Origin of the sequence: Sinosporangium siamense (genome assembly GCF_016863435.1) — a bacterium.
GTDB lineage: Bacteria > Actinomycetota > Actinomycetes > Streptosporangiales > Streptosporangiaceae > Sinosporangium > Sinosporangium siamense.
On the sequence record NZ_BOOW01000034.1, the window covers coordinates 116,871 to 142,230 of the forward strand.

Genomic DNA, 25,360 nt, shown 5'->3' on the forward strand with positions numbered 1-25,360 from the left:
ACTGAGACAGGCAAACAACCACGCTTTCCAATATCGACTATCGTAAATTTCATTTGGATTCCTTTCGCAATCGACGCTCGCTGTCACCAGGTTTTCACACCGCACACCCGAAGAATTCAAATTCGCCGGCGCCCCGGCGGGCGACGGCCAGACCACCCGCCGGAGAACACCCTGCGGCCCCCAGGCGACACGTTCCCCCAACGATCATCACCCATGAGGTGCCCATACGTCTGCCCCTGTTTCACCGCCCTGTTGACCCCTGCTGCCCGCATTCCCCCTCTCTCCACCGCCCTCCGCGGTCCACGTCTCGGGCGCGAGCAGCACCGTGGGCACGCTCGGCCGACGGCGGGCGCACCTGGTCCAGGCCGGTCGCCGTGGCCTCGGGAAACGACGTCACCAGCGCGCCGATCACCGCCGATCCGCGCCATCCGTCCCGCCTCTACGCGGCGGGCTCGACCGTGACGCAGCAGGCGGCCGAGGGTGAACCGTTCCACGGCCCCGCGTTCTTCACCGCGAGCCGCAACTCGGGACGCACCTGGAGCCCCGCCCGCGTCGTCGTCGCCCCAGGGCCCAGGCCGAATCACCACGGGGCATCAGCTCAGCGTGCTGCAGGCGGCGTCCTCCTCGGCACCGTCACGCACATCGACCTCCAGGCCAGGCCGCCCCGCACGCGACGAGGGCGCCACGCCCTCATGGCGATCCGCTCGGCCGACCGGGGTCCCACGTGGACGCCGCCGGCGACGGTCGCCGGCCTGCGGTCGACGGTGTCCACGACCCGCAAAACCCCCGGCGACGCGGTGGCCAGGGGCGGGCGGATGGTGGCGCACAACGCCGTCCACCCGGTCACCGGACGCGTCTACCTGGTTTGCCAGGACGCCCGCTTCACCTCGAGGCATGCCGACGGCGTCGATCTCCTCATCCGGGGGCGGAGCCGCCACCTGGACCCCGCTCGTCCAGGTGAACGCCACCCCCGCCACGCTGCCCGCACCGAACCGGCAGGCGTTCACCCCGAGCGGTCGCGGTGGCCGTCACCTGCGCCGACTTCCGCCACGACACCGCGGACGCCGCGCTCCTCACGGACCGGTGGACGGCGACGTGCGCGGCGAGGTGCGACACGCAGGCCGGGGTGTGGCGGGAGACGCGGCTGACGCCCGTGCCGTACGACATGAGGAAGGCGCCGCGGCTCACCGAGAAGGGCCCGCCGGGATGCTTCCTCGGCGACTACACGGGACTGGCCGCCACCTGCCGGAATCTCGTGGCCGTGCATGCCCAGCCCCACGGCTCGGACCCGGCGGTGGTCATCGGCACGGTCGTCCGTACACGCCCCTAGTCTCCAGATCGGGGGCAGACGTCGCGGTACGGCACGCCGATCTTGAACGCCTTCCAGTCGGCGGCCGAGAGCGTCTTGCCGGCCCGGGCGCAGACGGCGGCGGCGGACTGCTCGGGGTCGACGACGTGCTCGGCGATGTCCCCACCGGCCCCGACGGTGACCAGGTGTGTGCCATCCGCGTTGAAGGCCATCGCCGCGATGTACTCGGGATGCACGCTGAACGGCCCGCCCAGGGGGATGCCCGAGCCGGCCTCCCACATCATCACCTTCTGCCTTTCGACGACGGCGGCGACCACGTCACCGCGCGGTGAGAAGATGACGCCGGATACCCCCTCGACGAACTGGCCCGCGAGCCGCGTGTCGAGCCTGCGTTGTGTGGCGGTGTCCCACAGCGAGACCTCTCCGACGGGGGAACGTCCCTCGTCGTCGTAGCCCGCGAGGGTGCCGAGGGCGAAGCGGGTGCCGCCCTTGTCGAACGCCAGCGTGGCCGCGCGGGAGTCGCCCAGAACCGCGCCGAAGTCCTTGCCGGTCTTGCGGCCCGACACCAGGTCCACCAGGCCGCTCCAGCTGTTGCCGGCGATCGCGAGAGACTTGCCGCCGGGGGCGAAGGTGAGGCCGCTCGTCCTGCGTTGCCGGCGTTCCCAGCGCAGGCTGCCGCTCGACAGGTCCCACAGCTGCACGGCGCCGTGGGGGTTCTTGTCGGTTTCGTCCACTGCCATGGCGAGCAGTCCGCCGTCGGCGCTGAGCGTCAGCGTCCGCGCGCCGAGGTGCCGTCTCGGGGTGAGGGTGGCGACCCGCTTGAGGGTGGAGGTGTCCCATACGTCGACCTTCAAGGTGTAGGGCGAGTTGCCCTCCGTGGCGGCGGCGAGCCGCCTGCCGTCGGCGGAGAAGGTGAGGATGGAGAACGCGGCGGCGCGGCCGAGGTCGAGGGTGCCGATGGGGGTGCGCCGCCGTACATCCCACAGGGTGACCTTCGCCGTCTCGTCGGCGTGGGTGGCGAGCAGACGGCTGTCGGGGCTGAGCACGAGGTTGTCGCTCGTTCCTTTGAGCCGGGCGGGGGCGAGTGTCCGGCGGAGATCCAGGGTGACGACCTTCGCACCGTCGAGGTATCGCATGGTGTGCCCGTCGGGGTCGAAAGCGACAACGGGCTCCACGGTGTCGATCTTGTGCACGAGGGAGGGACTCAACACGCAGTCCGACCACACGGTGATGGTGTCGGCGGTGTAGGACACCACGTGCCGCCCGTCGGGGCTCATCTGCACGGTGCCCTGGTCGTAGTCGGCGATGAGCCTGTCGCAGTAATCCTTCTCGTCGCGGACGGTCTTGAAGTGGATCGCCGATCCGACGGCGACCGCGGCGAATCTGCTGTCGGCGCTGTAGGCCGCGTCGCGGGACATCGCCCCGAAGTCCCCCCTTTTCCCATCGACGGGACGCCATGTCTCAAGCGCATGGGATTCGCTGTGGCCGACCATGTGCTTCCCGTCAGGTGAGATCTGCGCCACGTGGAAAGGCGGTGTGCGCTTGCGACCGGTCGTGAGGTCCCACAACACCTGCTTCTGGCCGGAGTCCAGCGGACCTTCGCCGCCCACGATGAGGATGTTCTCGGCCTGGCCGAAGGCCACCGCGCGCGGCACCCTCGCGTAAGCCGGTGTGTCCAGAGGGAGCTGGGCCCGCCTCTTACCGGTCCGCAGGTCCCAGACGTCCACGCGTGTGCCGTCGACGACGGCGAGGGTCCGCCCGGCGGGGCTGACCGCGGCACTCCGGACACGGGCGCCGACCCCGGCGAACCCGCCTACCTGAGTGCCCGTGCGCACATCCCACACGCGCACGGTGTTCTCGCCGACGCTGACCAGCGTGCGGCTGTCGTGGCTCAACGCCCTGATCGTGCCGGAGGCGGTCGCCGGGTCGTGGAACGCCCTGTGCTCGTGCTGTGCCAGCGAGCCGGCGACCGCCGCTCTCGTCTGCGGCGTCGGCGTGATCCGCCAGGCCGCCACGCTGAGCAGCATCGCCTTCACCGGGTCGGTGGCCCGCAGCGTGTCGGCGAGTGCCGCGATCCGCTGCGACTCGGCCCGGGTCGCCTGTGATTCCGCGGTCGCGCCGCGCTCCTCGGCGAGCCCGCTCTGCTGTATCGCGAGGCCGCCGGCGACCAGCGCGGCCACGAGCAGCCCGCCCAGCGAGCCGGTGAGCACACGCCCGCGCCTGGCCCGGCGGCGGGCGAGCGCCGCGCCCGCGTCGAGGAACGCGCGTTCGGCGTCGCTCGGCACGATGTCGCCCCGCTCCGCCGCCGCCCATCGCCGAGCGTCGGCGAGGACGGCCCCGGAGAGCAGCCCGCTCTCCTTGCGCCCGCCCTGCTCCCAGCGGCGCAGCGCGGTCCAGACCTCGCGGTGTACGGCGAGGCCGTCGCGGTTGTTCCGCGCCCACGCGCGCAGGCGGGGCCAGGCGTGCGGCAGGGCAGGGCTCGCCGGCCAGATCTCACGTTCGTCGCCGGTGAGCAGACGGGAGAAGGCACCGAGGATCTCCCGCCCGGCCTCGGGGAACTCGTCGCGCCGTGCCCGCCGCGGCCGCACCTCCCCGTCCTCGTCGAGGGTAACGAGCCGCAGGAACACGGCGGGAGCCAGCGCCCGCTGCTCCTGCCCGAGGCGCGCGTAGATCTCCTCTGCCCGGGCCCCGAGCGCCGGGTCGTCGCGGTCGCCGCGGATCAGCCCCGCCTCCCGGCTGCCCTCGGCCAGCAGCGCGGCGGTGCCGGAACGGCCGTCGTCGCTGACCAGCGCCAGCAGCAACTCGCGTGATGCCGGCCTGTCCCGCGGGTCCTTGGCGAGCGCGGCGCCCACCAGGGACCGCATCGAGACGGGCAGCGGCGTCAGGTCGGGGTCGGACGTCAGCACCCGGTGCATCACACTGCCGAGGCTCTCCGCCTCGAACGGGTCCTCCCCGGTCGCGGCGAACAGCATGATGCCGCCCCAGGCGAACACGTCCGCCGGCGGCCCGGCCCGCTGCCCCGTGAACACCTCCGGCGCCATGTACGTCGGCGTGCCCGCCACCATCCCGGTCGCGGTCAGCGACATCTCCAGGGTGCGGGCGATGCCGAAGTCGATGACACGCGGCCCGTCCGGGCCGATCAGCACGTTGTCGGGCTTCATGTCCCGGTGGATCACCCCGGCCTCGTGGACGGCGGTCAGGGCGGTGGCGACAGCCGTACCGAGCCGGTGGAGGTCGGCACCCGCGAACCTGCGGCCCCCCGCGACCGCTGTGCGCAGGCTGACGCCCTCCACGAACTCGCTGACGATGTACGGCCGTGCCCCGTCGAGCTCGGCGCCGATCACCGCGGCGGTGCAGAACGACGCCACCCGTCGCGCCGCCGCCGCCTCCCGCCCGAACCGCCCCCGCAGGTCCGGGTCCGCCGCCGCATCCCCATGCAGCACCTTGATGGCCACCCGATGGCCGTCCGAACCGTATGCCTCGTAAACCACTCCTTGTCCGCCGGCGCCCAAGCGGCCCGCCAGCCAATAGTCGCCGAGCCGCTGTGGATCCCCGTCGATTAGCGGTGTCGCCATGCTTTCCGTCCCCCGTTTCAATGTGCGTCGCAGGATTGGATGCACATTTCTGCGGAGAAGTTCCGGGGAAGGCCACCCTGTAGATCAGAAGTGGCCTTCACCCGGCTTTGTACGGCGGTGCCTTAGCGGCCCTGCAGACCCTTGACGTTGTCGCCGAAGGTCCAGCCCTTCGAGCCGTCCCAGTTGATGGACCAGGTCATAAGGCCCTTGAGCTGGCCGTTGAAGCTGTTCCACGCCTGGGAGACCAGGCCTGGCGCCATGTGGCCGCCGCCCGCGCCGACCTGGGCGGGCAGACCGGGGGCCTGCTTGTCATAGGGGACCCGGATGGTGGTGCCCTGGATGACGAGGCCGTCGTTGAGGCAGGTGGTCTGGGCGACGAAGCCCTGCACGGTGCCGGCGGCGTAGGAGTCGCCGGAGCAGCCGTACATGCTGCCGTTGTAGTACTGCATGTTCAGCCACCAGAGGCGGCCGTTGTCGGCGTACTTCTTGATGATGGGGAGGTAGGAGCCCCAGATCGAGCCGTAGACGACGCTGCCGCCGGTGACGTAAGCCGTCTCGGGGGCCATGGTGAGGCCGAAGTTGGCCGGCATCTGGGCGAGCACGCCGTCGATGATGCGGATGAGGTTGGCCTGGGAGACCGAGAGCTGGTTGATGTTGCCGCTGCCGGAGAGGCCGGTCTCGATGTCGATGTCGATGCCGTCGAAGTTGTACCTCTTGAGGATCGGCACGATCGTCTGGACGAACCGGTCGGCGACGGTGGCGGAGCTGAGGTCGATGCCCGCGGTCGCGCCGCCGATCGACATCAGGATCGTCAGGCCGTTGGCCTTGGCCTGGCACATCTCGGCCGGGGTGGCGACCTTGACGGTGGAGTCCATGCCGTCCTCCCACAGGACGGTGCCGTCCGAGCGGATGACGGGGAACGCCGCGTTGATGACGTTGTAGCCGTGGGCCGTGATGCGGGAGTCGGTGATCGGGATCCAGCCGAGCGGCGGGTGCACGCCGTTCACGGCGCCGTCCCAGTTCTCCCAGTAGCCGTGCAGGACCTTGCCGGCGGGCTTGCCCTTCAGCGCGCAGGTGACGTCACTCGTCGGCGACACCGACGGGGACGGGGAGGCTGAAGGGGAGGTCGAGGGCGAAGGGGACGCCGACGGCGACGGCGAGGGCGACGTGGAGGGGGAAGGCGAGCTCGACGGGGAGGCCGAGGGGGACGGCGAGGGGCCCGGGGCGCCGTCGAAGCTGACGTCGTCGGCGTGGTAGGTGCCCTGGCCGTACCATCCGTGCAGGTAGACCTCGGCCGAGGTCTGGCTGGCACCCGTGGTGAACGAGACCGTGAGCTCGGTGTAGTCCGCGGCGGAGGCTGCCCAGCGCGAGGTGCCGCCGACCACGCCGAGGTAGACGTAGTTGCCGCGCACCCAGGCGCTCACCGTGTAGGTCGTGCTGGGCCGCACCGACACCGTCTGGGCGCAGCGGGCGTTGTCGGAGCCGCTCGCCGCGCCGGCCAGGGCCTTGGTGCCCGAGCGCGCGGGGGTGGCGACGACCGACCCGAGGCCGCCGGAGCAGGTCCACGGGGAGAGGGATCCACTCTCGAAGCCGGCGTTGGCGAGCAGGTTGGCGGCGTGCGCCGAGGTCTGCGTGGCGACGACGCCCAAGGTCGCCAGCATTAATGACACTGCCAGGAGAAGCAAGCGGGGGGTGCGCTTCATAAAGGGGACAACCCTTCTCAGCCCGGGCGCTTCAACGTCACCCGGCGTAGACAGCACAACAGAGGTTGCGAGGCCGCGGTGGGTGAGGGCTCGCGAGCTACAATCCACCGAATTATCCGGAGAAACCGCCATATGAGTCCATAAAGAGAACCTTAAGCGCACCTTTCCGGTCGACATTTGCGAGGGGCTGACCAGGACAAAGTGGCGGGTGGGTATCGGACCTGCTTTTAAAGGCCACGTGGTGGCGCCGGCCACGGATATGCGGGGCCACATCGGCGCCGCAGCCGAGGCCGGCCAGGTGGTCCCGCAGGGGCGAGCACGGGGCTCGTGCAGGGTGAATGAGCCCGGCTTGAATGCCGAATGGTGACCTGCGCCCCCGAGGAGTGTGTCCATCATCGGACAGTGCAGACACGGAAAGTAATCAATCATCTACACTACGTGACGGCTCGATCAGTCTCTTCCTTCCAGAAAGGACACCGGAATGATCAGCAGGACACTGGCGGCCACGGCACTGGCGGCGCTGGCCGCCGCTGCCCTGGCCGGCTCGGCCTCCCCCGCCTCCGCGTCGGCCACCACCTCGGCGTCGGCCCGCCCCTGCGGCGGGCCGCACAAGGTCGGCGACAAGGCGGTCTGGTACAACTGCTCAGGCGTCAATCAGTCCATCTGCGTGCGGCAATACTTCCCCCTGGCCAACTATCGGGCGGTCGTGGCCCCTCGGGGCGAGCACCAAAACTCATGGCGGTGGACGATCGACATGACCACCGACATGAGCCGCTGTTAGCCTCCGGCCTCCCGGCGACATCAGGACACCGCCCCGGCGGCGGGTCTCAATCGGGCGAGGGTCCGTGCCCCCTCGCCCGGTCTCCGTCCCGCCTCGCTCTCCGGTGACGATGCGTCTCTCAGCCGGGGTCGCGCCCTTCTCCCGTTCTCCGTCCGCGTGAGAACCCCTCGTCCTCCCGTTCGCACCGCACCGGCGGGCGAGGCTCACCCCCTCGTGACGGGGACGATGCGATAGAGCAGTTCGGGGCGCCCGACCCCGCCATACTGCGGCACCCGGCTGGCGACGCCGGTGTCGACGAGATGCTCCAGATATCTCCGCGCCGTCACCCTCGACACCCCCACCGCGGTTCCGACGGTCTGCGCCGAGACCCCTTCCGGCGCCTCACGCACCCGGGTGACGACAACGTCCAGCGTCGACTGGGTCATGCCCTTCGGCAGCGGCGATCCGGCGGTGTCCCGGAGCAGGGCCAGCGCCTTGTCGACCTCGCCCTGACCGCTGGCCTCCCCCTGGCCTCCGACCGACGAGCGGAAGTCCGCGTAGCGCCGGAGCTTGTCGTGAAGCGTGGCGAACGTGAAGGGTTTCAGCACATATTGCACAACCCCAACGGATATGGCGGTACGGACGACCGACAGGTCGCGCACCGAGGTCACGGCGATGACGTCACAGAGGTTCCCGGCGGCACGCATCGCCCGGCAGACGTCCAAGCCGTGCATGTCCGGTAGATACAGGTCAAGGAGCACCAGATCGGCGGGATGCCGGCGGAGAAACCGCAACGCCTCCCCACCCGACCGCGCCATCCCGGCGACCCGGAAGCCTGGCACCCGCTCCACGTAGATGCGGTTGCCCTCGGCCGAGATCTCCTCGTCCTCGACAATGAGCACCGAGATCACGCCCCACCTCCCGGCGGCCCGGTCTCGACACCCTCCGAAGACCCGATGTCGCCGTCCCCGCCACCCCGGGCCGGTCCGCTGAAGGGCTCGACGCCGGCTTCTCGTGGCGGCGCAGCGCCGGTGTCCTCCCGAGCGCTTCTCCCGCGCCCCTCTCCCTGGACCTGCCCGCGGCGCGGCCCATCGGAAGGCAGCGCTTCGATGCCCCTTGACGGCGCAGCGTCGATACCCTCCGGAGCGCCGACGTCGCGGCCCGCCGTGGGCTCGGCCGCGGACCCATGTCCGGCGACTGCGACCTGTGGCGACTGCGCTTCGCCGGGCGGCCCGGCCGCGCGGCCCTTCGCAGCCCCGGCTTCCCGCAGAGAAGGCCCGGGCTCGACCTCACCGCGGCCCCCCGAAGGCCCGGCTCCCGTTTCCTCAGGTGGCTCCGGCAGCGGTAGCCGTACCGTGAAGGTCGCGCCCTCCTCCCTCTCCACCTCGATGGTCCCGGCGAGGCGGCGGACCGCCTGGCCCACCATGGCGAGGCCGAGGCCGCGGCCGTCGGCCTTGGTGGTCCAGCCGCGGCGGAAGGCGTCCGCCGCCTCACGTTCGCCGAGGCCGGGGCCGCTGTCGGCCACGCGGATAAGGACCTCGCCGGCGTCCGCGCGGAGGGTGACGCGCACGCGGGCGGGGCTGCCGCCGGTGACGGCGGCGTCGAGGGCGTTGTCGACGAGGTTGCCGAGGATGGTGACCAGATCGCGCCCGTCGAGGCCGACGTCGTCGAGTTCGCTGTCCGGTGTGATCGACAGTTCGACTCCCCGCTCGTCGGCCTGAGCGGTCTTGCCGAGCAGGAGGGCGGCCAGCACGGGTTCGCGTACGGCGCCGACCACCTTGTCGGTCAGCTGCTGCGCGGTCGCGAGTTCCGCGGTGGCGAAGGCCACGGCCTGCTCGGTTCGGCCCAGCTCGATCAGGGTGACGACGGTGTGCAGCCGGTTGGCCGACTCGTGCGCGGCGGAGCGGAGCGACTCGGTGAAGCCGTGGGCGGCGTCGAGCCGGCCGGCGAGGTCCTGCAACTCGGTGTGGTCGCGCAATGTCACCACATAGCCAAGGCGGCGGGAGCCGGAGCGCACAGGGGCCATGTTGACCACGAGGACACGCTCACCGGTGAGGTGGATCTCGTCGGTGCGTTCCTCGCCGCCGGTCAGCAGGTCGATCAGCGACCTCGCCAGCGGCAGGCCGGACACGTGCCCGCCCTCCACGCCTGCGGCCAGGCCGAGCAGTGCACGGGCCCCGTCGTTGCACAGCGTCAACCGGCGCTCGGCGTCGATGAGCAGCAGCCCTTCGCGCACGGCGTGCAGGATCGCGTCGTGGTGCTCGTAGATGCGGGTGAGCTCCGCGGCGTCGAGCCCGCGGGTCTGGCGGCGCAGGCGGGAGCTCACCAGCACCGTTCCCACACCGCCCACCGACAGTCCAAGCAGTCCGGTCAGCCCGGCCACCCCCGCCTGCTCGCGGAACCTGTCGCCGATGCGCTTGACCGTCGTGCCCGCGCTTACCATCCCGCGGACGGCCCCGTCCTCTCCGCGCACCGGCGCGACGGCGCGTACGGACAGACCGAGCGTGCCGGTGAATTGCTCGGTGAAGGCGTGACCGGCGAGGGCGGGAGCGGTGTTGCCGAGGAAGGGCTTACCGATCTGCCCGGGATTGGGATGGGTGTATCTGATGCCTGCCGTACTCATGATGGTGATGAAGTCCAGGCCCGCCTCGCGGCGGGTGCGTTCGGCGTATGGCTGGAGCGTTTTCGAGGGGTCCGGACCGGCCAGGGCGGTGATCACCGACGGCGAGTCCGCCACGCTGATCGCCACCGCCTTGGCGGCCCGCCCGGCCTCGTCGGCCAGCAGCTCCCTGGTGTTGTAGAGGGTGAGAAGGATGCCGCCGGCGACGGTGACGGACACGACGACGATCTGCATGAGCAGCACTTGCCCGGCCACACTCCACTGGGCCGGTCGGGGCATGCGCGGCATGTCTTCTCCAGATTCCTCAGGCCGTGGTCTGGATGCACGAAACTTACGCAATGGTGACTCACCTCACACTGACCTCGCATAGTCGCTCCACACGACCCGCTTTGTCACGGCCCTTTGTGGTTGTGCCGCATCGCCAGGGAGAGTCGAGTGACGACGCCAACACCACCTCGCCGAGACAGGACGCATTACCTGTATCTCGCCGTCATCGCCGCCGTGCTGGCCGGGATCGCCGTCGGGCTGATGGCTCCCGACTTCGGCACCGCGCTGAAGCCGCTCGGCACCGCCTTCGTCAACCTGATCAAAATGATGATCAGCCCGATCATCTTCTGCACCATTGTGCTGGGCGTGGGGTCGGTCGCCAGCGCGGCCAAGGTCGGCAAGGTCGGCGGCCTCGCGATCGGCTACTTCCTGCTTATGTCCACGGTCGCGCTGGCCATCGGGCTCGTCGTGGGCAACATGCTGCACCCGGGCGAGGGCCTCACCCTCACCGACGAGGCACGCAAGGCGGCCGAGACCGAGGCCGCCAAGGGCGGTGAGACCAGCACCACGGACTTCCTGCTCGGCATCATCCCGACGTCGCTGCTGTCGGCCTTCACCGAGGGGCAGGTCTTGCAGACCCTCCTCGTGGCCCTGTTCACGGGGTGCGCGCTGCAGACCATGGGCGACAAGGCCGCCGCTCCCATCCTCAAGGGCGTCGCGCACATTCAGCGGCTCGTCTTCCGCATCCTCGGCATGATCATGTGGGCCGCCCCCGTGGGGGCTTTCGGCGCGATCGCCGCCGTGGTGGGCGCGGTCGGCGTCGACGCCCTCACGAGCCTCGCGGTCCTCATGTTCGGCTTCTACGTGACCTGCGCGTTGTTCGTCTTCCTGGTCCTCGGGCCGCTGCTGTGGGCCACGACGAGGATCAACCTGATCCGGCTGCTGCGCTACCTGGGCCGGGAGTTCCTTCTCATCCTGTCGACGTCGTCGTCGGAGTCGGCGCTGCCGAGGCTGATCGCCAAACTCGAGCATCTCGGCGTGAGCCGCCCTGTGGTCGGCATCGCCGTACCGACGGGCTACTCCTTCAACCTCGACGGGACCGCGATCTATCTCACGATGGCCACGCTGTATGTCGCCGGCGCCACCGGCGTGCCGCTCTCCTTCGGCGAGCAGGTCTCGCTGCTCCTCTTCATGATCATCGCCTCCAAGGGCGCAGCGGGCGTGACCGGCTCCGGCCTGGCCACCCTCGCCGGCGGCCTCCAGTCGAACCGGCCCGACCTGGTGGACGGCGTGGGCCTGGTGGTCGGCATCGACCGCTTCATGTCCGAGGCCCGGGCGCTCACCAACTTCGCCGGCAACGCGGTGGCCGCCATACTCCTCGGGGCGTGGACCAAGGAACTCGACTCCGCCCGCGCCGCCGAGGTCCTGTCCGGCCGCGCACCGTTCGACGAGAGCACCTTCACCGACAGCCACCACCCGGACACAACGGATGGTACGGACGACGGGTCTGACGAGGCCCGGCAGCCCGAGCCCCCACCGGTCCCGGCGGGTCAGCGATAGGACCCCCTCGGCCCGCCCGGCCCGCCCGGGCGGGCCGAACGCCTGCCTTCCGGCCCCGGTCGGCTAACGGTCCCAGGGAGCGGTCTCGCCCATCTTCTGGTAATAGCGCGCCAGGTGATTCTTGACCCGGTCGATATCGCCCGGCGGCAGGTCGACCCCGCCCCTGCCGCCCTGCATCACGTTGCCCGCCGCCATGACGGCCCTGGGCACGGCCTTGAGCTCACCGCCGATCACGTCGGCGAACAACAGCTTGTAGCTCGTGAAGTTCTCCGGCTTCTCGCCGTCGTACCACACGTGGGCGTCGCGGTAGGCGGCGTTGGGTTCGTCCTCGGCTCCCGCCCACTTCCGCACACGCTGCTCGGCGCTGTCCCCGTCCCACTCCCGATCCCGGTCGGCAAGCGGAAAATCTTGAAATCTGGTCACGGTCATATCCCTCCCCTACCCCGCCTGACCTGGGACAACAAGCCAGGCTGGAAGATGGGAAGGGAGTGACTCACCCCTTCGGCCGGCGTTTCCTGGAGACGACGACGTCGTCGATCAGGCCGTACACCCTGGCCTCCTCCGCCGTCATGATCTTGTCTCGCTCAAGGTCGCTCGCGATCTTGTTGAGTGGGCGGCCCGTGTGCCGCGACAACAAGTCGTTCTGCAGATCCCGCAGCCTCAGGATCTCGCGAGCCTGGATCTCCAGGTCGCTCCCGCTGCCACGCCCGCCCTCGGTCCACGGCTGATGGACCAGAATCCGCGAATGCGGCAACGCAAACCGCTTCCCAGGCGCACCCGCCGCCAGCAGAACAGCCGCGGCCGAGGCCGCCTGCCCGAGGACGAACGTCTGCACCTCCGGCCGGATGTATTGCATGGTGTCATAAATCGCGAGCATCGACGTGAAAGAACCGCCCGGCGAATCGATGTAGAGACTGATATCCCGGTCGGGGTCCATCGACTCCAACGTGAGCAGCTGAGCCATCACGTCGTTGGCCGACGTGTCGTCGACCTGCACGCCCAGAAAGATAATTCTGTCTTCGAACAGCTTGTTGTAAGGACTCGTTTCCTTGACGCCATAGGTCGTGCGCTCGACAAACGAGGGAAGCACATGGCGGTTTTCAAACACCGTCATCTCCTCAGGACTCGCCGCGCGCCGGCAGGGGCGCCGTCAAGGACGTCGCCTGCGCCGCGATGTGGTCGACCAGCCCGTAGTCCCTGGCCTCGGCGGCACTGAACCACCGGTCCCGATCCCAGTCGGCGCGCACCTGCTCCACCGTCTGCCCGCTGTGGAAGGCGATGCGCTCGGCCAGCACCTGCTTGACATAGAGCATGTGCTCGGCCTGGATGGCGATGTCCGCCGCAGTGCCGCCGATGCCGCCCGACGGCTGGTGCATCATGATCCTCGAGTACGGCAGAGCATGCCGTTTGCCGGGAGCCCCGGCGGTCAGCAGCACCTGCCCCATCGACCCCGCCAACCCGATCGCGACCGTCGCCACGTCGTTGGGGATGAACTGCATCACGTCGTAGATCGCCATCCCGGCCGTCACCGAGCCGCCTGGCGAGTTGATGTAGAGGTAGATGTCCCGCTCGGGGTCCTCCGCGCTCAACAGCAGCAACTCACCGCAGAGGCGGTTGGCGATGTCGTCGTCGACCTCCTGCCCGAGGAAGACGATGCGCCTGCGGAGAAGCCGCTCCTGGAGCTGCCGCATCACGGTCTCAGGCGGCGCCTCCAGGGCACGCGCTCGAATGGGCCATGTTTCTTGCATAGGGGTCGCCTGTTCTTCGATAAGCGCCTTCGGGTTTCCTCCCGCTGATGTGGATCGACGATAACCCTCACCCCTTGAGGCGACATCACCTTTTCGCTGTCGGCCAATTCTTTCAAGTTAAACGGAATTTCGCCGCGAGCATATTAAGCTATAAGCGCATTACGCCTGCAGCCGATTCGGTTGCATTTCAAGAAACGGCGTTCTCAAAATCGGCATCCGCCCGCCGGCAATTCAGTGCCGCCTCCGGTCAGGGACTCCTGATCTCCGGGGCGACGCTCAGGCAGAGGCCGCCTCATCCCGGCACGCCGCCCGGCCCCCCTCGCCCCGCTTCGGGGGCAGGGGAAGGCTGAGGCGGGGCAGCCCGTCGCCGCCGCGGCTCACCTCGGCGGCGACGCCGTACACCTCCGCCAGCAGCCGCTCGGTCACGATCTCGCGGGGGTCGCCTTCCGCGACCAGGTGGCCGTCGTGCAGGACCACCAGGCGGTCGCACGCCGCCGCGGCGAGTTGCAGGTCGTGCAGGGCGGCCACGACGGTCACGCCCAGCTCGCCGATCAGCCCCAGCAGTTCGACCTGGTGCCGGAGGTCCAGGTGGTTGGTGGGTTCGTCCAGGATGAGCAGCCCAGGTTCCTGCACCAGCGCCCGGGCGAGTTGCACGCGCTGGCGTTCGCCGCCCGACAGGCTCGCGTATGAACGTCCCGCCAGGTGGGCGACCTCGCAGCGTGCCATCGCCGCCCCGATGAGGCTACGTTCCCCGGCCGTCAGCCGGCCCAGCGCGCCGAGGTATGGCGTGCGGCCGAGCGCGACGATCTGCTCGACGTGGTTTTCGAGGTCCGCCGGAGCGTCCTGGGTCACGGCGGCGACCCGCCGGGCGACCCGCATGGCGGGGGTGCGCCAGATGTCGGCGCCGTCGAGGTGGACCGCACCGCGGTCGGGCCTCTGACGGCGGTAGGCGCACCGCAGCAGACTGGACTTGCCGCTGCCGTTGGGGCCGAGGAGCCCGACCACCTCGCCGGGTTCCACGGTGAGGCTGACGCCGCGCAGGACGGGTTTGCCGCCGGGCGCCCAGTGCACGTCGTCGATGCGCAGTGCCGCCGGCTCGGTCATGTCAGGGCTCTCCGATCGGCGCGTGCGAGGAGCGCGAGGAAGAAGGGGGCGCCGAGCACGGCGGTGATGACGCCTATGGGGATCTCGTCGGGCTGGTTGAGCAGGCGTGCGCCGACGTCCACCCACACCAGGAGCAGCGCCCCGCCGAAGGCGCTCATCGGCAGCACCCACCGGTTGTCGCCACCCACGATCATCCGTACGGCATGCGGCACCATGAGCGCGATGAACCCGATGCCTCCGCTGACGGAGACGACCGCGCCCACCGTGACCGCGGTGACCACGATCAGCCGCCACCGGACCCGGTTCACCTCGACACCGAGGCTGGTGGCGCCCTCCTCGCCCAGGACGAGCGCGTTGAGCAGCGCCGCGCGCATCCAGAACCACCCTGCCGCGCACACGACGACGGCGGCGGGGATCCACAGGTCGCGCCACTGCGTTCCGGACAGCCCGCCCAGCGTCCAGAACAGCGCCGAGCGCAGTTGCGCCTCCGGTGAGGTTAGGACGATGAAGCTGGTCAGGGCCTCGGCGAGGGCCGCGACGGCGACACCCGACAGGATGAGGCGGGTGGTGGCGAGCTGACCGCCTCTGCGGGCGAGAAGCACGACCGCGGAGAACGTCGCCATCGCTCCGATGAAGGCGGAAAGCGGGAGGGTCAGCAGGCCGAACCACGAGGCGCCCGACAGCAGGACGACGACGGCTCCAAGCGAGGCCCCCGAGCTGGCCCCGATCAGATAGGGGTCGGCGAGGGGATTGCGCAGCACCCCCTGCATCACCGCCCCGGTGACCGCGAGCCCGGCGCCGACCACCGCGCCCAGCAGGACGCGGGGAAGCCGGATGTCGAGCACGATGGTCGCCAGCGGCCCGGTCGCGGCGTCGGAACGCACCGCGTCCGCGATCATGCCCCAGACCTCGGTGAACGGGATCGCCACCGGGCCGAGCCCCACCGCCGCGACCAGCGAGAGGGCGAGGCCCAGGGCGAGCAGCCCCAGGGCCGCCGACAGCGTGAGCCGCCTCCGGCCGGTACGGCGGGAGCCCGCGGCGGCGAGCTCCGGAGCGCTGACGCCGGTCTTCACTCGCGCGTCACCGGGCGAAGCCCTCGGCCAGGGTCTTGAGGGCACGGCCACTTCGCAGACCGGGCTGCAGGTCGTTCACCGGCACGACGACGAAACGGTTCTCCTTAACCGCGGTCACATCGCGGATCGGCCCATATGAGCGCATCCAGGCGATCGACTTGCCGGCGGGTTCGAAGACCTGGTCCTCCACGACGATGACCTCGGGGTCGCGTTTGACGACCTCCTCCCAGCTCACCTGGCCGAACCTGGTGACCTCGGGAAAGATGTCCTTCCCTCCGGCCCGCTCGAACAGGTCGCCGGAGAGCGCGGCCGAGCCGGACGTCTGCGGCTTCTCCTTGCCTCCGGCGTAGTCGAACACCCGCACCGCGGGATCGCGCGGGACGACCGCGTCGACCTCGGCCTTCAAGGCGGCGGCCAGTTGACCGGCTTTGGCCTCCACCTTGAAGATCTTTCCGAGTTCACGCAGGTCGGTGTAGGTGTCGTCGACTTTCGCGCGGTGCCCCGGGCAGCTCCCCGACAGCAGGTAGGTGTTGACGCCGTCCTTTCGCAGCTGCGCCCGGTCGCCGAGAGCCTTGGGCCCGTAGTCGTCCGGGTAGCCGCTCACCACCAGGTCGGGGTTGACCGAGTAGACGACCTCCTTGGAGGGCGGCGGGAAGGCCGACTCGGCGACGACCTTGATCCCGGCCAGATCGGGGGCGTATTCCGGCATGATGTCCTTCGCCGCGACCGTGCCCGCCATCCGGTCCTTCAGCCCGAGAGCGAGCATGACCTCCGTGGCGACCGTGCTGGAGGTGACGACCCTCGCGGGTGGCGTGCTGTAGGCGTAGGTGTCTCCGCAGTTGGCGACGCTCACCTCTCCCCCGCCGGCGGGCCCGGCGGCCGGGGCCGCCGGGGTGTCCGCGCCCCCGCCGCCGGGACTCGCGCCGCAGCCGGCGAGCAGGACCGCGGCGAGCGCCACGGCCGCGATCGGCCTCGGTTTCATCATCGTGCGTTGTCTCTCTTTCATGTGCTGGGTTTGGCAGGCGCCGGTTCAGGCATGGGGAACCGGCAGCAGGTCGCGGACCGCGGGCAGGGGGTCGGCGCCGTCGCCGAGGAAGGGGAAGGCGGCGGGTCCCGTGGACCGCAGCCCTGGAACCACCACGCGGGCGACCGCCCACCCGGCGGACGCGAGGTCGGGGGTGGTCAGGTCCACGGTGATCGGCCGCAGTCCCCGATCGGCCAGGGCCGGGTAGGGGTCCCACAGGTCCTGCCCGGCCCCGGACACGGAGGCTTCGCCGTACGGCGGCGGCGTCAGGATCCGGGCCGCCACCGGTTCTGCGACGCGCGGGTCGGCGAGAAGCTGCAAAGTGCACATCAGGTCGGTGGCGTCGCTCAGGTCGGCGGCGTAGGAGTCGGCGTAGCGGCGGTCGGCGCGGTGGGGCATGAGCGCGCCGCGGGGACGCTCCCATTCGGGGATGCCGGCAACGACCTCCGCGAGGGCGTCGAGCGACTGCAGCGCCTCGGCGGCGGCCTTGCGGGCGGAGGCGCCGGCGGTGGGCGACAGTGAGCAGCCCACTCCGAGCAGGCCATCGTCGCTCCGCGCGAGGCACAGCACCACAGGCGCCCGCAGCAGGTTCGGCACGGCGTGCCAGCTCAGCCGTGCGCCCGCGGGAAGCGGCAGGGGCGGGCCCGGCAGCCGGGGAAAGCCGCTCACGCCGTGCCAGGCCGTCGCCAGAGCGTGCCGCTCCAGCACCTCGGCCAGCGCCGCCGCCGCGGCGGCCCGCAAGGTGGGCCCGGCGGCGATGCCCGCCGCTATCGGCAGGTGGGTGGGACGCCCGTTCACGGTCGCGTGCTCTCCCGGAGCCAGCCACACCAGCGACGCGGGCACCCACACGGTGCCCCCGTCGCCGTCCCGGCCGGCGACCCAGTCGGCGGCGTCGGTACGGCGGAGCCCGCAAAAAGGGAAACCGGGCCGCTCATACTGGGCCGCGCCGTACAGCGCGAGCGTCTCCGGATCCACCGCGTCCTCACCGGCCTCCGTGAGCCGCTCCCAGGTGTCGCGGCGCAACCGGGAGCCGGCGACGAGGTGCCCCGCGTATCTCTCGACGGCCTCCCCCAGCGCTCGGGCGCTGGCGCGTGCCGGATCGCTGAAGGAGGCTCCGCCGACGGTGGGGTTGCCCGGCGGGAGGGCGAACGCCGCGGTGTCGGCGAGGAGTGCGGTCGTGGTGTGCAGCACGCCGTGGCTGCGGCGTCGCGCCATTCGGCTGACCAGCCCGCTGCGTTCGTCGCAGGCGAGGACGGAGAGAGGGGAGATGGCGGGCCTCACGTGTGCGGGAGCGGGACGAGGTTGACGTCGGCCTCCGCCAGGGCGTGTGCCCTGAGCCCCAGCCGGACCGGGTCGTCGTACAACCGGGTGCCGCCGAGGAAGGGGAAGGCCGCGGGGGCGTTGGAGTAGGCGCCGGGGACGACGACCCGGCTGACCCGGATGCCGGTGGCGGCGAGATCGGGTGTGGTGAGGTCGACGGCGTGCGCCTGCAGCCCCGCGGACGCCAGACGGCCGAGGTAGGCGAGGTAGGGGTCACCGGCCACCACGGGCAGTTCCGCCAGGGAGACGGGAGGGACGTCGGCGGTGATCGGGGCGAGGTGCCCGGCCATCGCGGGGTCCAGCCATATCTGGCTGTGGCAGGCCAGGTCGGCCACGTCGCGGAAGTCGTCGCGGTAGGAGGCGGCGTAGGCGCGGTCGGCGCGGTGGGGGTGGAACAGGCCGGTGCTCAGATAGCCGTCGGCGACCGCCTGCCAGATCACGCCGTCCGGTTCGAGCAGTCCCAGGGCGTATATCCGCAGGGTGACCGCCTCTGCCAGGGCCTTAGCGACGGCGGCGGCGGGGTCGGGGCGGGCGGCTACCCCCAGCACCGTGAGGTCCAGCACCTCGTCGCGCAGCAGGACACCGATGACGGACACGTCGAAGACGGTGGGGATGGCCACGACCCGGTAGCTCAGCTCCTCGCCTGTGCCCGGGGCGTGCCCCCAGCCGTGCCCAAGGTGGGGGGCGGGACGCAGGAGGTGGGCCAGGCGCGCGTCGTTCAGGTCCACGGGCGTGGCCGGCAGGTGGTTGGCCCACCAGATCACGGTCGCGTCGCGTTCGATGATCTCTTCCAGGGCGGCGGTGCGCGCCCCTCTCAGGTCGGGGCCCGCGGCGATGCCGGCGAGCACGGCGAAGTTGGTGGGCGGCTCGGCTTCACGCGGAGGCTGGAAGTAGTTGACGTAGGTGAGCGAGGCGGGCACCCACACGGCCTCCTCGTCCCCGCCCGACCCGCCGCCGAGCGTGACCCCCTCAGTCCACAGCACGGGCAGGTCCGCGGTGAATACGGTGAACGGGCACCCCGGCTCGGCGTATTGCGCCTGCGAGTAGAGCGCGAGGGAGCCGGGGTCGACGGCCCGCTCCCCGGCGTCGAGGAGCTCCGTGTAGGAGGCGCGGCGCAGCCCGGCCGGGACGAAGTTGCCGCAGTAGCGTTCGACGGCTTCGCCGATCGCGGCGATCCTGGCGTGCTCCGGGTCGTTGAAGGCGGTGCCGGTCGAGACGCGGTCGGCGTGCCAGGGCAGGTGGTGGGAGATCGCCCCCACCGAGGCCGAGCAGATGTCCAGGCCGCGCGGCCACCACGGCTGCCGCTCGGCCCGGTCGACCCGGGTGATGAGCCCGGTGCGCTCGTCCACCAGATCGTCAGCCGGGTCCTGCGCCGGCGCTGTCTCCGGGGGGTTCACGGGTTCTCCTCTCGCGGCCTGGGCACGCGCAGTGCTGTGTCGGGATCGAGTGAGACGGCGAGGGTGACGGGCCGGTCGGGTGCGCGGTGGCGGGGGTGGCGGCCCACGGTGAGCTCCAGGTGCGCCAGATGTCCCTCGGGGAGCTCCACGGCGACGGGGGCCAGGCGCAGCACCACCGTCTGGGCTCCGGGGCGAAGCGGCGTGGTCCCGTCGCACAGGCGCACGCGCGTGCCTCCCGGCCGCTCGTGGACCAGCGTCGCGACCAGCTCGGCCGGTGCGTCCGCGGTGACGCGGCAGTTCAGCGACACGACGCCGTGCCAGCGAAGGGGTGGCCCGGTGGTCAGCCGTACGACGTCGTCCCGGTCGCCGAGTCCCGCGAGGTCGGCCGAGTGCGGGAGGGAGGGGTGGGGGTCGCGGGGGTCGTGGCGCAGAGTGTGCCGGCGGCGGCGCGGCCGGACCGGGACCGGGGCGCGGGTGGGCCCGGCGGGCGGCAGCGGGCTGGTGTCGTCCCACCGCCCCGCGCCCAGGGTGAGGAGGCGGTCGCCGGTGACGGCGAGCGGGTCGCCCTTGGCGGCCAGCGCGGCCAGCCAGGAGACGGCCAGGTCGCGGGGGTCGTCGCCCTCGGGCACCGCCAGGGCGCAGTCCGGCTGCAGCCGGTGGGTCAGCGGCGACGCCCATCCGCCGATCAGCACGGTCGCCCTGCGGGCGAGCGCGCCCTGCCGCAGGGATGTGGTCGCCGAGCCGCAATACCAGCTTCCCAGGTGGAGGCTTGGGATCGCGACCTTGCGTGCCCGGGCCAGGGCCCTGCGCGACTGCGGTTTCCAGCTGCTGGGCGTGGGCGGCCAGGGGCCGAGCGGGACCGGCCAGCTCGCGGGGTCGGCGAGCACGCCGCGCAGGTCCGGGTCGCGGGCCAGCGCGAGGTCGTACAGGCCGGGCCGCAGGTGGCGCCCCGTGCCGAGCTCGGTGCGCCACCACAGCTCCTCGTCCACGGCGGGTGCCCCGCCGGGCCAGGGCTGCCGGCTGACGATCCCGCACACCGACGGGTGGTCGGCCGCGCACCATGCCGCGTAGGCCTCGTAGGCGGTGCCGTACAGCAGGGCGGTGCCGTCCGACCAGCTCTGCCGGGCGGCCCAGTCGAGGACCGCGTGGCCGTCGGCGCTCTCGTCGGCGCCGGGGACGAACTCCCCGTCCGCGCGGTAGCGGCCCCTCAGGTCCTGCAGGACCACCGCCACGCCCTCATCGGCCAGGACCTCGGCCTCGGGCCACAGCGGAGGTGTGCCGTAGGGCGTGCGGACGACGACCACGGGGGCGGGCAGCCTCACGGGGAGGAAGATGTCGGCCGGAAGACGCCCCCCGCCGGCGCCGGGGATCGCCACGTCGACGGAGATCACGGCGCCTTCAGCATCAGCAGGTCGCCGGGGACGGCCATGACGGTGTGGCGGCGGACCTCCCCCGTGGCGGGGTCCGCCCCCATGTGCGCGCCGACGCCGTTCGGGGTCTCGCCGTGGAGGAAGGCGCGCAGGTCCGCGGTGATGAGCGCGGCAGCCGTGCAGGCGCCGATCGGCGCGGCGGGGTCGGGCTGGGGAAGTCCGCCCGCGTCCAGCCAGCTCCAGTAGGCGGCCAGCTCCTGCGGCCAGGGCGAGGCGGCCAGGCGGCGCAGGCGCAGGTCACGGTAGGACGGGGTGCCGGGGCCGGTGTGGAAGGGCCCGGTGTACCAGCGGCGGCCCTCGGCGAATCCGAGGTGCCAGGGCAGGCGACGGGCGCGGCAGTGCTCGTCGACCTCCCTCAGCCGGGCGTCGAGCAGCCGCGAGGCCACCACGACGAGCACAGCGACCCCGGTCAGGGCTTCGAGCTCGCCGACCGCGGGAGGGGCGGCGAGGGGAAGACTGCGCACCGGCAGGCCGACGTCGGCGAGAAGAGCGGGCAGAACCTGGAAGAGCGGGCCTTCCCCGCACACGACCACGTCGCCTTCTGGCCGGGGCGGAGCGGGGGCGGCCAGGACGCCCTCGCGGCCGAGCACCTCCAGCAGCTCGGCGGCGTCGGGGCCGTCCCCGGAGAGCAGTTCGGAAAGCGGAGCGGCGTGCGCGGCGTCAAGCTCGATGGTGAGGAAGTCCTCTTGCGGGGTGTGGACGAGCCAGCCGTCCTCCGTCGGCACGAACGAGGTGCCGCCGACCAGGGCGTGCATCGCGCGATCCGTCCTTTCTGGACTACGTTGGCAGTCCCGCGTGGGGGCGCGGTTCGAGCGTGCCCCCACGCGGGTCAGGACCTGCGGTCATCAGCGAACCGTCGGTCCTTAGCGCCAGGCGAGGGCGGAGCGGGCCACGGTCGCGTGGTTGCTCGAGTGCACGCTGACGCGGACCTGCGAGACCTTCAGCTTCTTCACCTTCATCGATTCACCTCCTCACGCTTTGCGGAGCCCCCCGACGGGGTCGGCGGGCGATCACCCAGACCATACGGGGAAACGATAACCATCGTCTATGGCTTTTTGGTAATGGTTTTCACTTTCCTTTTGATGTACCTTAAATCGGCGTGGATCACACCAAAGCCCACTCTCCGCCTCCCGTGGCGGACGGACTCCTCGCTCTGATGGCCGGCAATCGCGACTTCCGGCTGCTGTGGTGGGGCAACCTGGTCAGCGTGTGCGGCGGCTGGTTCACCTCGGTCGCGGTGTTCGCCATGATCTACGAGCACACCGGGGCCGCACTCGCCGCCGGCGCCTCCCTGGCGGTGCGTTATCTGCCGGGTGTCGTCTTCGGCGCCTGGGGCGGCGTGCTCGCCGACCGCCTCGACCGCCGCACCGTCATGCTGGCCGGCGACGTGGCCATGGCCCTGCTCGCCCTGGCCTTCCTCCTCGCCGACAGCCCGGCGACGGTCTGGCTGGTCTACCTGCTGACCTTCGCCTCGGCCGCGACCGGATACGTCTTCCAGGCCGCGCGCAACGCGTGGATGCCCTCGCTGGTACGGCCGGGCGAATATGTGCTCTACTCCGCCGCAGTCCAGGTCAACGGGCTGCTCTTTCAGGCCGTGGGCGGTCTCGCCGGAGCGGCGGCCGTCGCCCTGATCGGCTGGCGCTGGGCCTTCGTGGTCAACGCGCTGTCCTTCGCCGTCTCGTTCCTCTTCACGGCCAAGGTGCACCGCGGCGCCCGCCGGGGCGACACCTCACCCCAGGCGGCGCGCGGCTTCGGCGCCTTCCGCGAGGGACTCGACGCCGCACGCCGCAACCGCGTGGTGAGTGCGCTGCTGACCCTGGAGGCCGTCTTCTGCCTCGGCCTCGGCGGCACCCTCACCACCATGACCTTTCTGGCCACCCAGGTGCACCGCCTGGGGGACGGTGGCGTCGGCTGGTTCTACACCGTCCAGGGCATCACCGGCGCCGCGGTGCTCCTGACCACCGCCCCCCGCCTCGCCCGCCTGCCCGCCCGGGGGAGACTCGTCGTGATCGGGTGGTCCTGTGTCTGCGAGGGCGTACTCGTCGCCGCGCTGGGCCTCCCCGCGAGCATCGGACCGACCCTGCTGGTCTGGGCCGTCGCGGCCGCCGCCAACGTCCTGTACGGCCCAGCCTCGATGGCGGCCCTCCTCGACAACGCACCCGACTCCGTGCGCGGCAGGGTCGTGTCGCTGTGGAGTGCCGTGGCGACCCTCAGCCTGGGCATCTCCGCGGTCGCCTCCGGCGCCCTGCTGGACCTCCTCGGCCCCGGCCTTCTCCTGCCGGTTCTCGGCGCGCTGATGGCCCTGCCCGGCGCGGCCTGGCTGCTCGCCCTGCGCCTAGACAAGATCACCCTGCCCACGTGACACCGCTGAATGAGGGCGCCTGCCCCCGATCGGGGAGCAGGCACCCGCTCAACGCGGCTTAGCCGTACTCCCCTCCGCGCCTGCCCCTGATCGGGGAGCAGGCACTCCCACGTTCCGCCTAATAGGCATATGTGCAGCCCAGGGCACCGCCGACCACGGTGCGGATGCGGATCACCGGCGGCGTTCTGTACCACGCGCACGCCGACCAGGGCGAACCCGATCCGACGTAGGCCAGGCCGCCTCCACTGGCGAAGCTGTGGCATTCCACCGATCCGCCGTAGTAGAAGCCGATGCCCGCACTGCTGTGGACCTGGGAGCGGCAGTAGTCGCCGAGGTAGAGCGGGCTGGCGACCATGTCGACCTCCGCCTGGGCGGGGGTGGCGACGGTCAGTGTCGCGATGGCGGTGAGGGCGGCTGCCGCCGTAGTGGCGAGCGCACGTCGGAACACGGTGAACCTCCAGGAACCGGGGGATGCGGCGGCTCCCGCCGCCGGGCGAAAAGGTGGCTCTGATCTGGAACGTTGCGAAGTGCACTCTCAGTATTAATTAGGAAAGTTTCCTATGCAACACTCTCTTTGGCAGACTCCCGCACCTCCTCCTTCTCCTCCCCCGCCGCGCGGCGCAACGCCACGGCGGCCAGCACCGCCGCGGCCACCACCACAAGCGCCGCCGCCACTATCGACACCCGCACCCCGCCGGCGAACGCCGCCTTGGCCGCCGCGGCCAGTGCCGCTCCCGCCTCCCCCGGCAGGGAGGCGGCCGCCGCGACCGCCCCGCCGAGGGTGTCGTGCGCCGCCGCCGCGACCTGCCCGGACACTCCCTCGGGTACGGCGAAGCCCATCCGGTAGACGGCTGTCGCCACCGTGCCGAAGACCGCCAGCCCAAGAGCCCCGCCGAACTCCTGCACGGTCTCCGACAAAGCCGCCGCCGAACCGGAACGTTCCGGCGGCGCCGCCCCGACCACCATGTCGATACCGAGCACCATCAGCGGTGACGCACCGAGGAAGAACAACGTCTGCCCGGCGAGAATCAGCCACAGATCCCGGCCGGAACCCCCGACGAACCCGATCAGCGACAGCCCCAGCGCCGCGACGAGCAGCCCGCCGGCCGACAACAACCCGGCGTTCCACCGCTTGGCCAGCATCGGAGCCAGCGCGAAACCCACCAGCATGGCGGCGGCCGGGGCGAGCGTCACCAGCCCCGCCTGGAACGGCGACAGCCCGACGACCAGCTGAAGATACTGCCCGGAGAGCAGCCCGACGACCGGCCCGATGAGGATGACCAGGGTCAGCACGCCGAGCGCGGCCCTGAACCTCGGCACCGAGAACAACCGCATGTCGAGCAGCGGGTCGGCGAGCCCGCGCTGGCGCCGGACGAACACCACCCCGAGCACAACCCCGGCGGCGAGCACAAGAAGGGCGACAACGCTCGGCCCGTAGGCGGCGATCTCCTTCACCCCGTAGATCACGAGAAGCACGGCCGACACCGACAGGGCCACACTGGCCAGGTCGACGGGGCCTGAGGCCGCTGTCCGATACTCGGGCAGCAGCAGCGGCCCGAGCACCAGCAGGATCACCATGACCGGCACGTTGAGCAGGAACACCGCCCCCCACGAAAAGTGCTCAAGCAGCAACCCGCCGACGAGCGGGCCGACCACCAGGCCGCCGGTGAAACCCGCCATCCACACGCTGATGGCGGTGGTGCGCTGGACCGGATCGTGGAACATGTTGCGGATCAGCGACATCGTGGACGGCATCAGCGTGGCCCCCGCCACCCCGAGGAGCGCCCTCGCCACGATCAGCAACTCGGCGCTAGGTGCGAACGCCGCGAGCAGCGATGCCCCGGCGAACGCCGCCGCGCCGATCAGCAGGACTTTGCGCCGGCCGTACCGATCACCCAGGTTGCCCATCGTGATCAGGAAGCCGGCGATGAGGAAGCCGTAGATGTCGTTGATCCACAACAACTGGGTGCCGCTGGGCCGCAGGTCCTCGCTGAGGGACGGCACGGCCAGCGTCAGCACCGTTGTATCGATGGAGATGAGAAGTGTGGGCAGCACCAGGACGGCCAAACCTATCCATTCGCGGCTGCCTGCGCGTCTGGTGGACATAC

General features: G+C 71.1%; 20 protein-coding genes. 4 read left to right on the forward strand and 16 right to left on the reverse strand.

Annotation, left to right across the window (positions count from 1 at the left end):
- Positions 1-1,021: 1,021 nt before the first annotated feature.
- A complete protein-coding gene (locus Ssi02_RS26515; RefSeq protein WP_204030295.1) occupies positions 1,022-1,330 on the forward strand; it encodes a hypothetical protein in 309 nt (102 codons plus the stop codon).
- Here Ssi02_RS26515 and Ssi02_RS26520 read toward each other — a convergent pair.
- Together Ssi02_RS26520 and Ssi02_RS40120 are read right to left on the reverse strand one after the other, a co-directional pair.
- Positions 1,327-4,884 carry a serine/threonine-protein kinase gene (locus Ssi02_RS26520; RefSeq protein WP_204030296.1) on the reverse strand — a complete coding sequence of 1,186 codons (3,558 nt, stop codon included), beginning with the start codon at positions 4,882-4,884 and terminating at the stop codon, positions 1,327-1,329. The two genes, Ssi02_RS26515 and Ssi02_RS26520, sit on opposite strands and share 4 nt — an antisense overlap.
- A 122-nt stretch (positions 4,885-5,006) precedes the next feature.
- Complete coding sequence (locus Ssi02_RS40120; protein WP_239129728.1) at positions 5,007-6,545, reverse strand: carbohydrate binding domain-containing protein; 1,539 nt, start codon at positions 6,543-6,545, stop codon at positions 5,007-5,009.
- Positions 6,546-7,068: 523 nt separating this feature from the next.
- Here Ssi02_RS40120 and Ssi02_RS26530 point away from each other — a divergent pair.
- Positions 7,069-7,368 carry a hypothetical protein gene (locus Ssi02_RS26530; protein WP_204030298.1) on the forward strand — a complete coding sequence of 100 codons (300 nt, stop codon included), beginning with the start codon at positions 7,069-7,071 and terminating at the stop codon, positions 7,366-7,368.
- Positions 7,369-7,571: 203 nt separating this feature from the next.
- Here the strand turns inward: Ssi02_RS26530 and Ssi02_RS26535 are convergent, their stop codons facing one another.
- Positions 7,572-8,258, reverse strand: a complete 687-nt coding sequence (locus Ssi02_RS26535) for a response regulator (protein WP_204030299.1) — start codon at positions 8,256-8,258, stop codon at positions 7,572-7,574.
- Positions 8,255-10,255: a sensor histidine kinase gene (locus Ssi02_RS26540; protein WP_204030300.1), complete on the reverse strand. Its 2,001-nt coding sequence runs from the start codon at positions 10,253-10,255 to the stop codon at positions 8,255-8,257. Before Ssi02_RS26540 ends, Ssi02_RS26535 begins: the two co-directional genes overlap by 4 nt.
- Before the next feature lie 147 nt (positions 10,256-10,402).
- Here Ssi02_RS26540 and Ssi02_RS26545 point away from each other — a divergent pair, with 147 nt between their 5' ends.
- Complete coding sequence (locus Ssi02_RS26545; RefSeq protein WP_204030301.1) at positions 10,403-11,794, forward strand: cation:dicarboxylate symporter family transporter; 1,392 nt, start codon at positions 10,403-10,405, stop codon at positions 11,792-11,794.
- Positions 11,795-11,857: 63 nt separating this feature from the next.
- Here Ssi02_RS26545 and Ssi02_RS26550 read toward each other — a convergent pair whose 3' ends face one another.
- The 10 genes from Ssi02_RS26550 to Ssi02_RS26595 all read right to left on the reverse strand — a co-directional run bounded on the left by Ssi02_RS26550 (position 11,858) and on the right by Ssi02_RS26595 (position 21,645).
- Entirely contained in the window at positions 11,858-12,223 is a 366-nt protein-coding gene (locus Ssi02_RS26550) for a hypothetical protein (RefSeq protein WP_204030302.1), read from the reverse strand.
- Positions 12,224-12,287: 64 nt separating this feature from the next.
- A complete protein-coding gene (locus Ssi02_RS26555) occupies positions 12,288-12,908 on the reverse strand; it encodes an ATP-dependent Clp protease proteolytic subunit (protein WP_204030303.1) in 621 nt (206 codons plus the stop codon).
- 4 nt (positions 12,909-12,912) lie between these two features.
- Complete coding sequence (locus Ssi02_RS26560) at positions 12,913-13,542, reverse strand: ATP-dependent Clp protease proteolytic subunit (RefSeq protein ID WP_373870200.1); 630 nt, start codon at positions 13,540-13,542, stop codon at positions 12,913-12,915.
- 276 nt (positions 13,543-13,818) lie between these two features.
- The gene (locus tag Ssi02_RS26565; RefSeq protein ID WP_204030304.1) at positions 13,819-14,646 is read right to left on the reverse strand and encodes an ABC transporter ATP-binding protein; all 828 of its coding nucleotides are present in this window, start codon (positions 14,644-14,646) and stop codon (positions 13,819-13,821) included.
- Complete coding sequence (locus Ssi02_RS26570; protein ID WP_204030305.1) at positions 14,643-15,719, reverse strand: FecCD family ABC transporter permease; 1,077 nt, start codon at positions 15,717-15,719, stop codon at positions 14,643-14,645. The genes Ssi02_RS26565 and Ssi02_RS26570 overlap by 4 nt, the downstream gene beginning before the upstream one ends.
- Before the next feature lie 7 nt (positions 15,720-15,726).
- Positions 15,727-16,704 carry an ABC transporter substrate-binding protein gene (locus Ssi02_RS26575; RefSeq protein ID WP_204030306.1) on the reverse strand — a complete coding sequence of 326 codons (978 nt, stop codon included), beginning with the start codon at positions 16,702-16,704 and terminating at the stop codon, positions 15,727-15,729.
- Positions 16,705-16,749: 45 nt separating this feature from the next.
- On the reverse strand, positions 16,750-17,958 hold the full coding sequence (locus tag Ssi02_RS26580; RefSeq protein WP_204030307.1) for a YcaO-like family protein: 1,209 nt from the start codon (positions 17,956-17,958) through the stop codon (positions 16,750-16,752).
- A 62-nt stretch (positions 17,959-18,020) separates the two neighbouring features.
- Positions 18,021-19,460 carry a YcaO-like family protein gene (locus Ssi02_RS26585; protein WP_204030308.1) on the reverse strand — a complete coding sequence of 480 codons (1,440 nt, stop codon included), beginning with the start codon at positions 19,458-19,460 and terminating at the stop codon, positions 18,021-18,023.
- Entirely contained in the window at positions 19,457-20,851 is a 1,395-nt protein-coding gene (locus Ssi02_RS26590; RefSeq protein WP_204030309.1) for a CocE/NonD family hydrolase, read from the reverse strand. The genes Ssi02_RS26585 and Ssi02_RS26590 overlap by 4 nt, the downstream gene beginning before the upstream one ends.
- Entirely contained in the window at positions 20,848-21,645 is a 798-nt protein-coding gene (locus Ssi02_RS26595; protein WP_204030310.1) for a hypothetical protein, read from the reverse strand. Before Ssi02_RS26595 ends, Ssi02_RS26590 begins: the two co-directional genes overlap by 4 nt.
- Before the next feature lie 401 nt (positions 21,646-22,046).
- On the opposite strand from Ssi02_RS26595, the gene Ssi02_RS26600 reads away from it, so the two are divergent.
- A complete protein-coding gene (locus Ssi02_RS26600) occupies positions 22,047-23,252 on the forward strand; it encodes an MFS transporter (protein WP_204030311.1) in 1,206 nt (401 codons plus the stop codon).
- 118 nt (positions 23,253-23,370) lie between these two features.
- Here the strand turns inward: Ssi02_RS26600 and Ssi02_RS26605 are convergent, their stop codons facing one another.
- A complete protein-coding gene (locus tag Ssi02_RS26605; protein ID WP_204030312.1) occupies positions 23,371-23,700 on the reverse strand; it encodes a hypothetical protein in 330 nt (109 codons plus the stop codon).
- 110 nt (positions 23,701-23,810) lie between these two features.
- A complete protein-coding gene (locus tag Ssi02_RS26610) occupies positions 23,811-25,358 on the reverse strand; it encodes an MFS transporter (RefSeq protein ID WP_204030313.1) in 1,548 nt (515 codons plus the stop codon).
- Between the last annotated feature and the right edge of the window lie 2 nt (positions 25,359-25,360).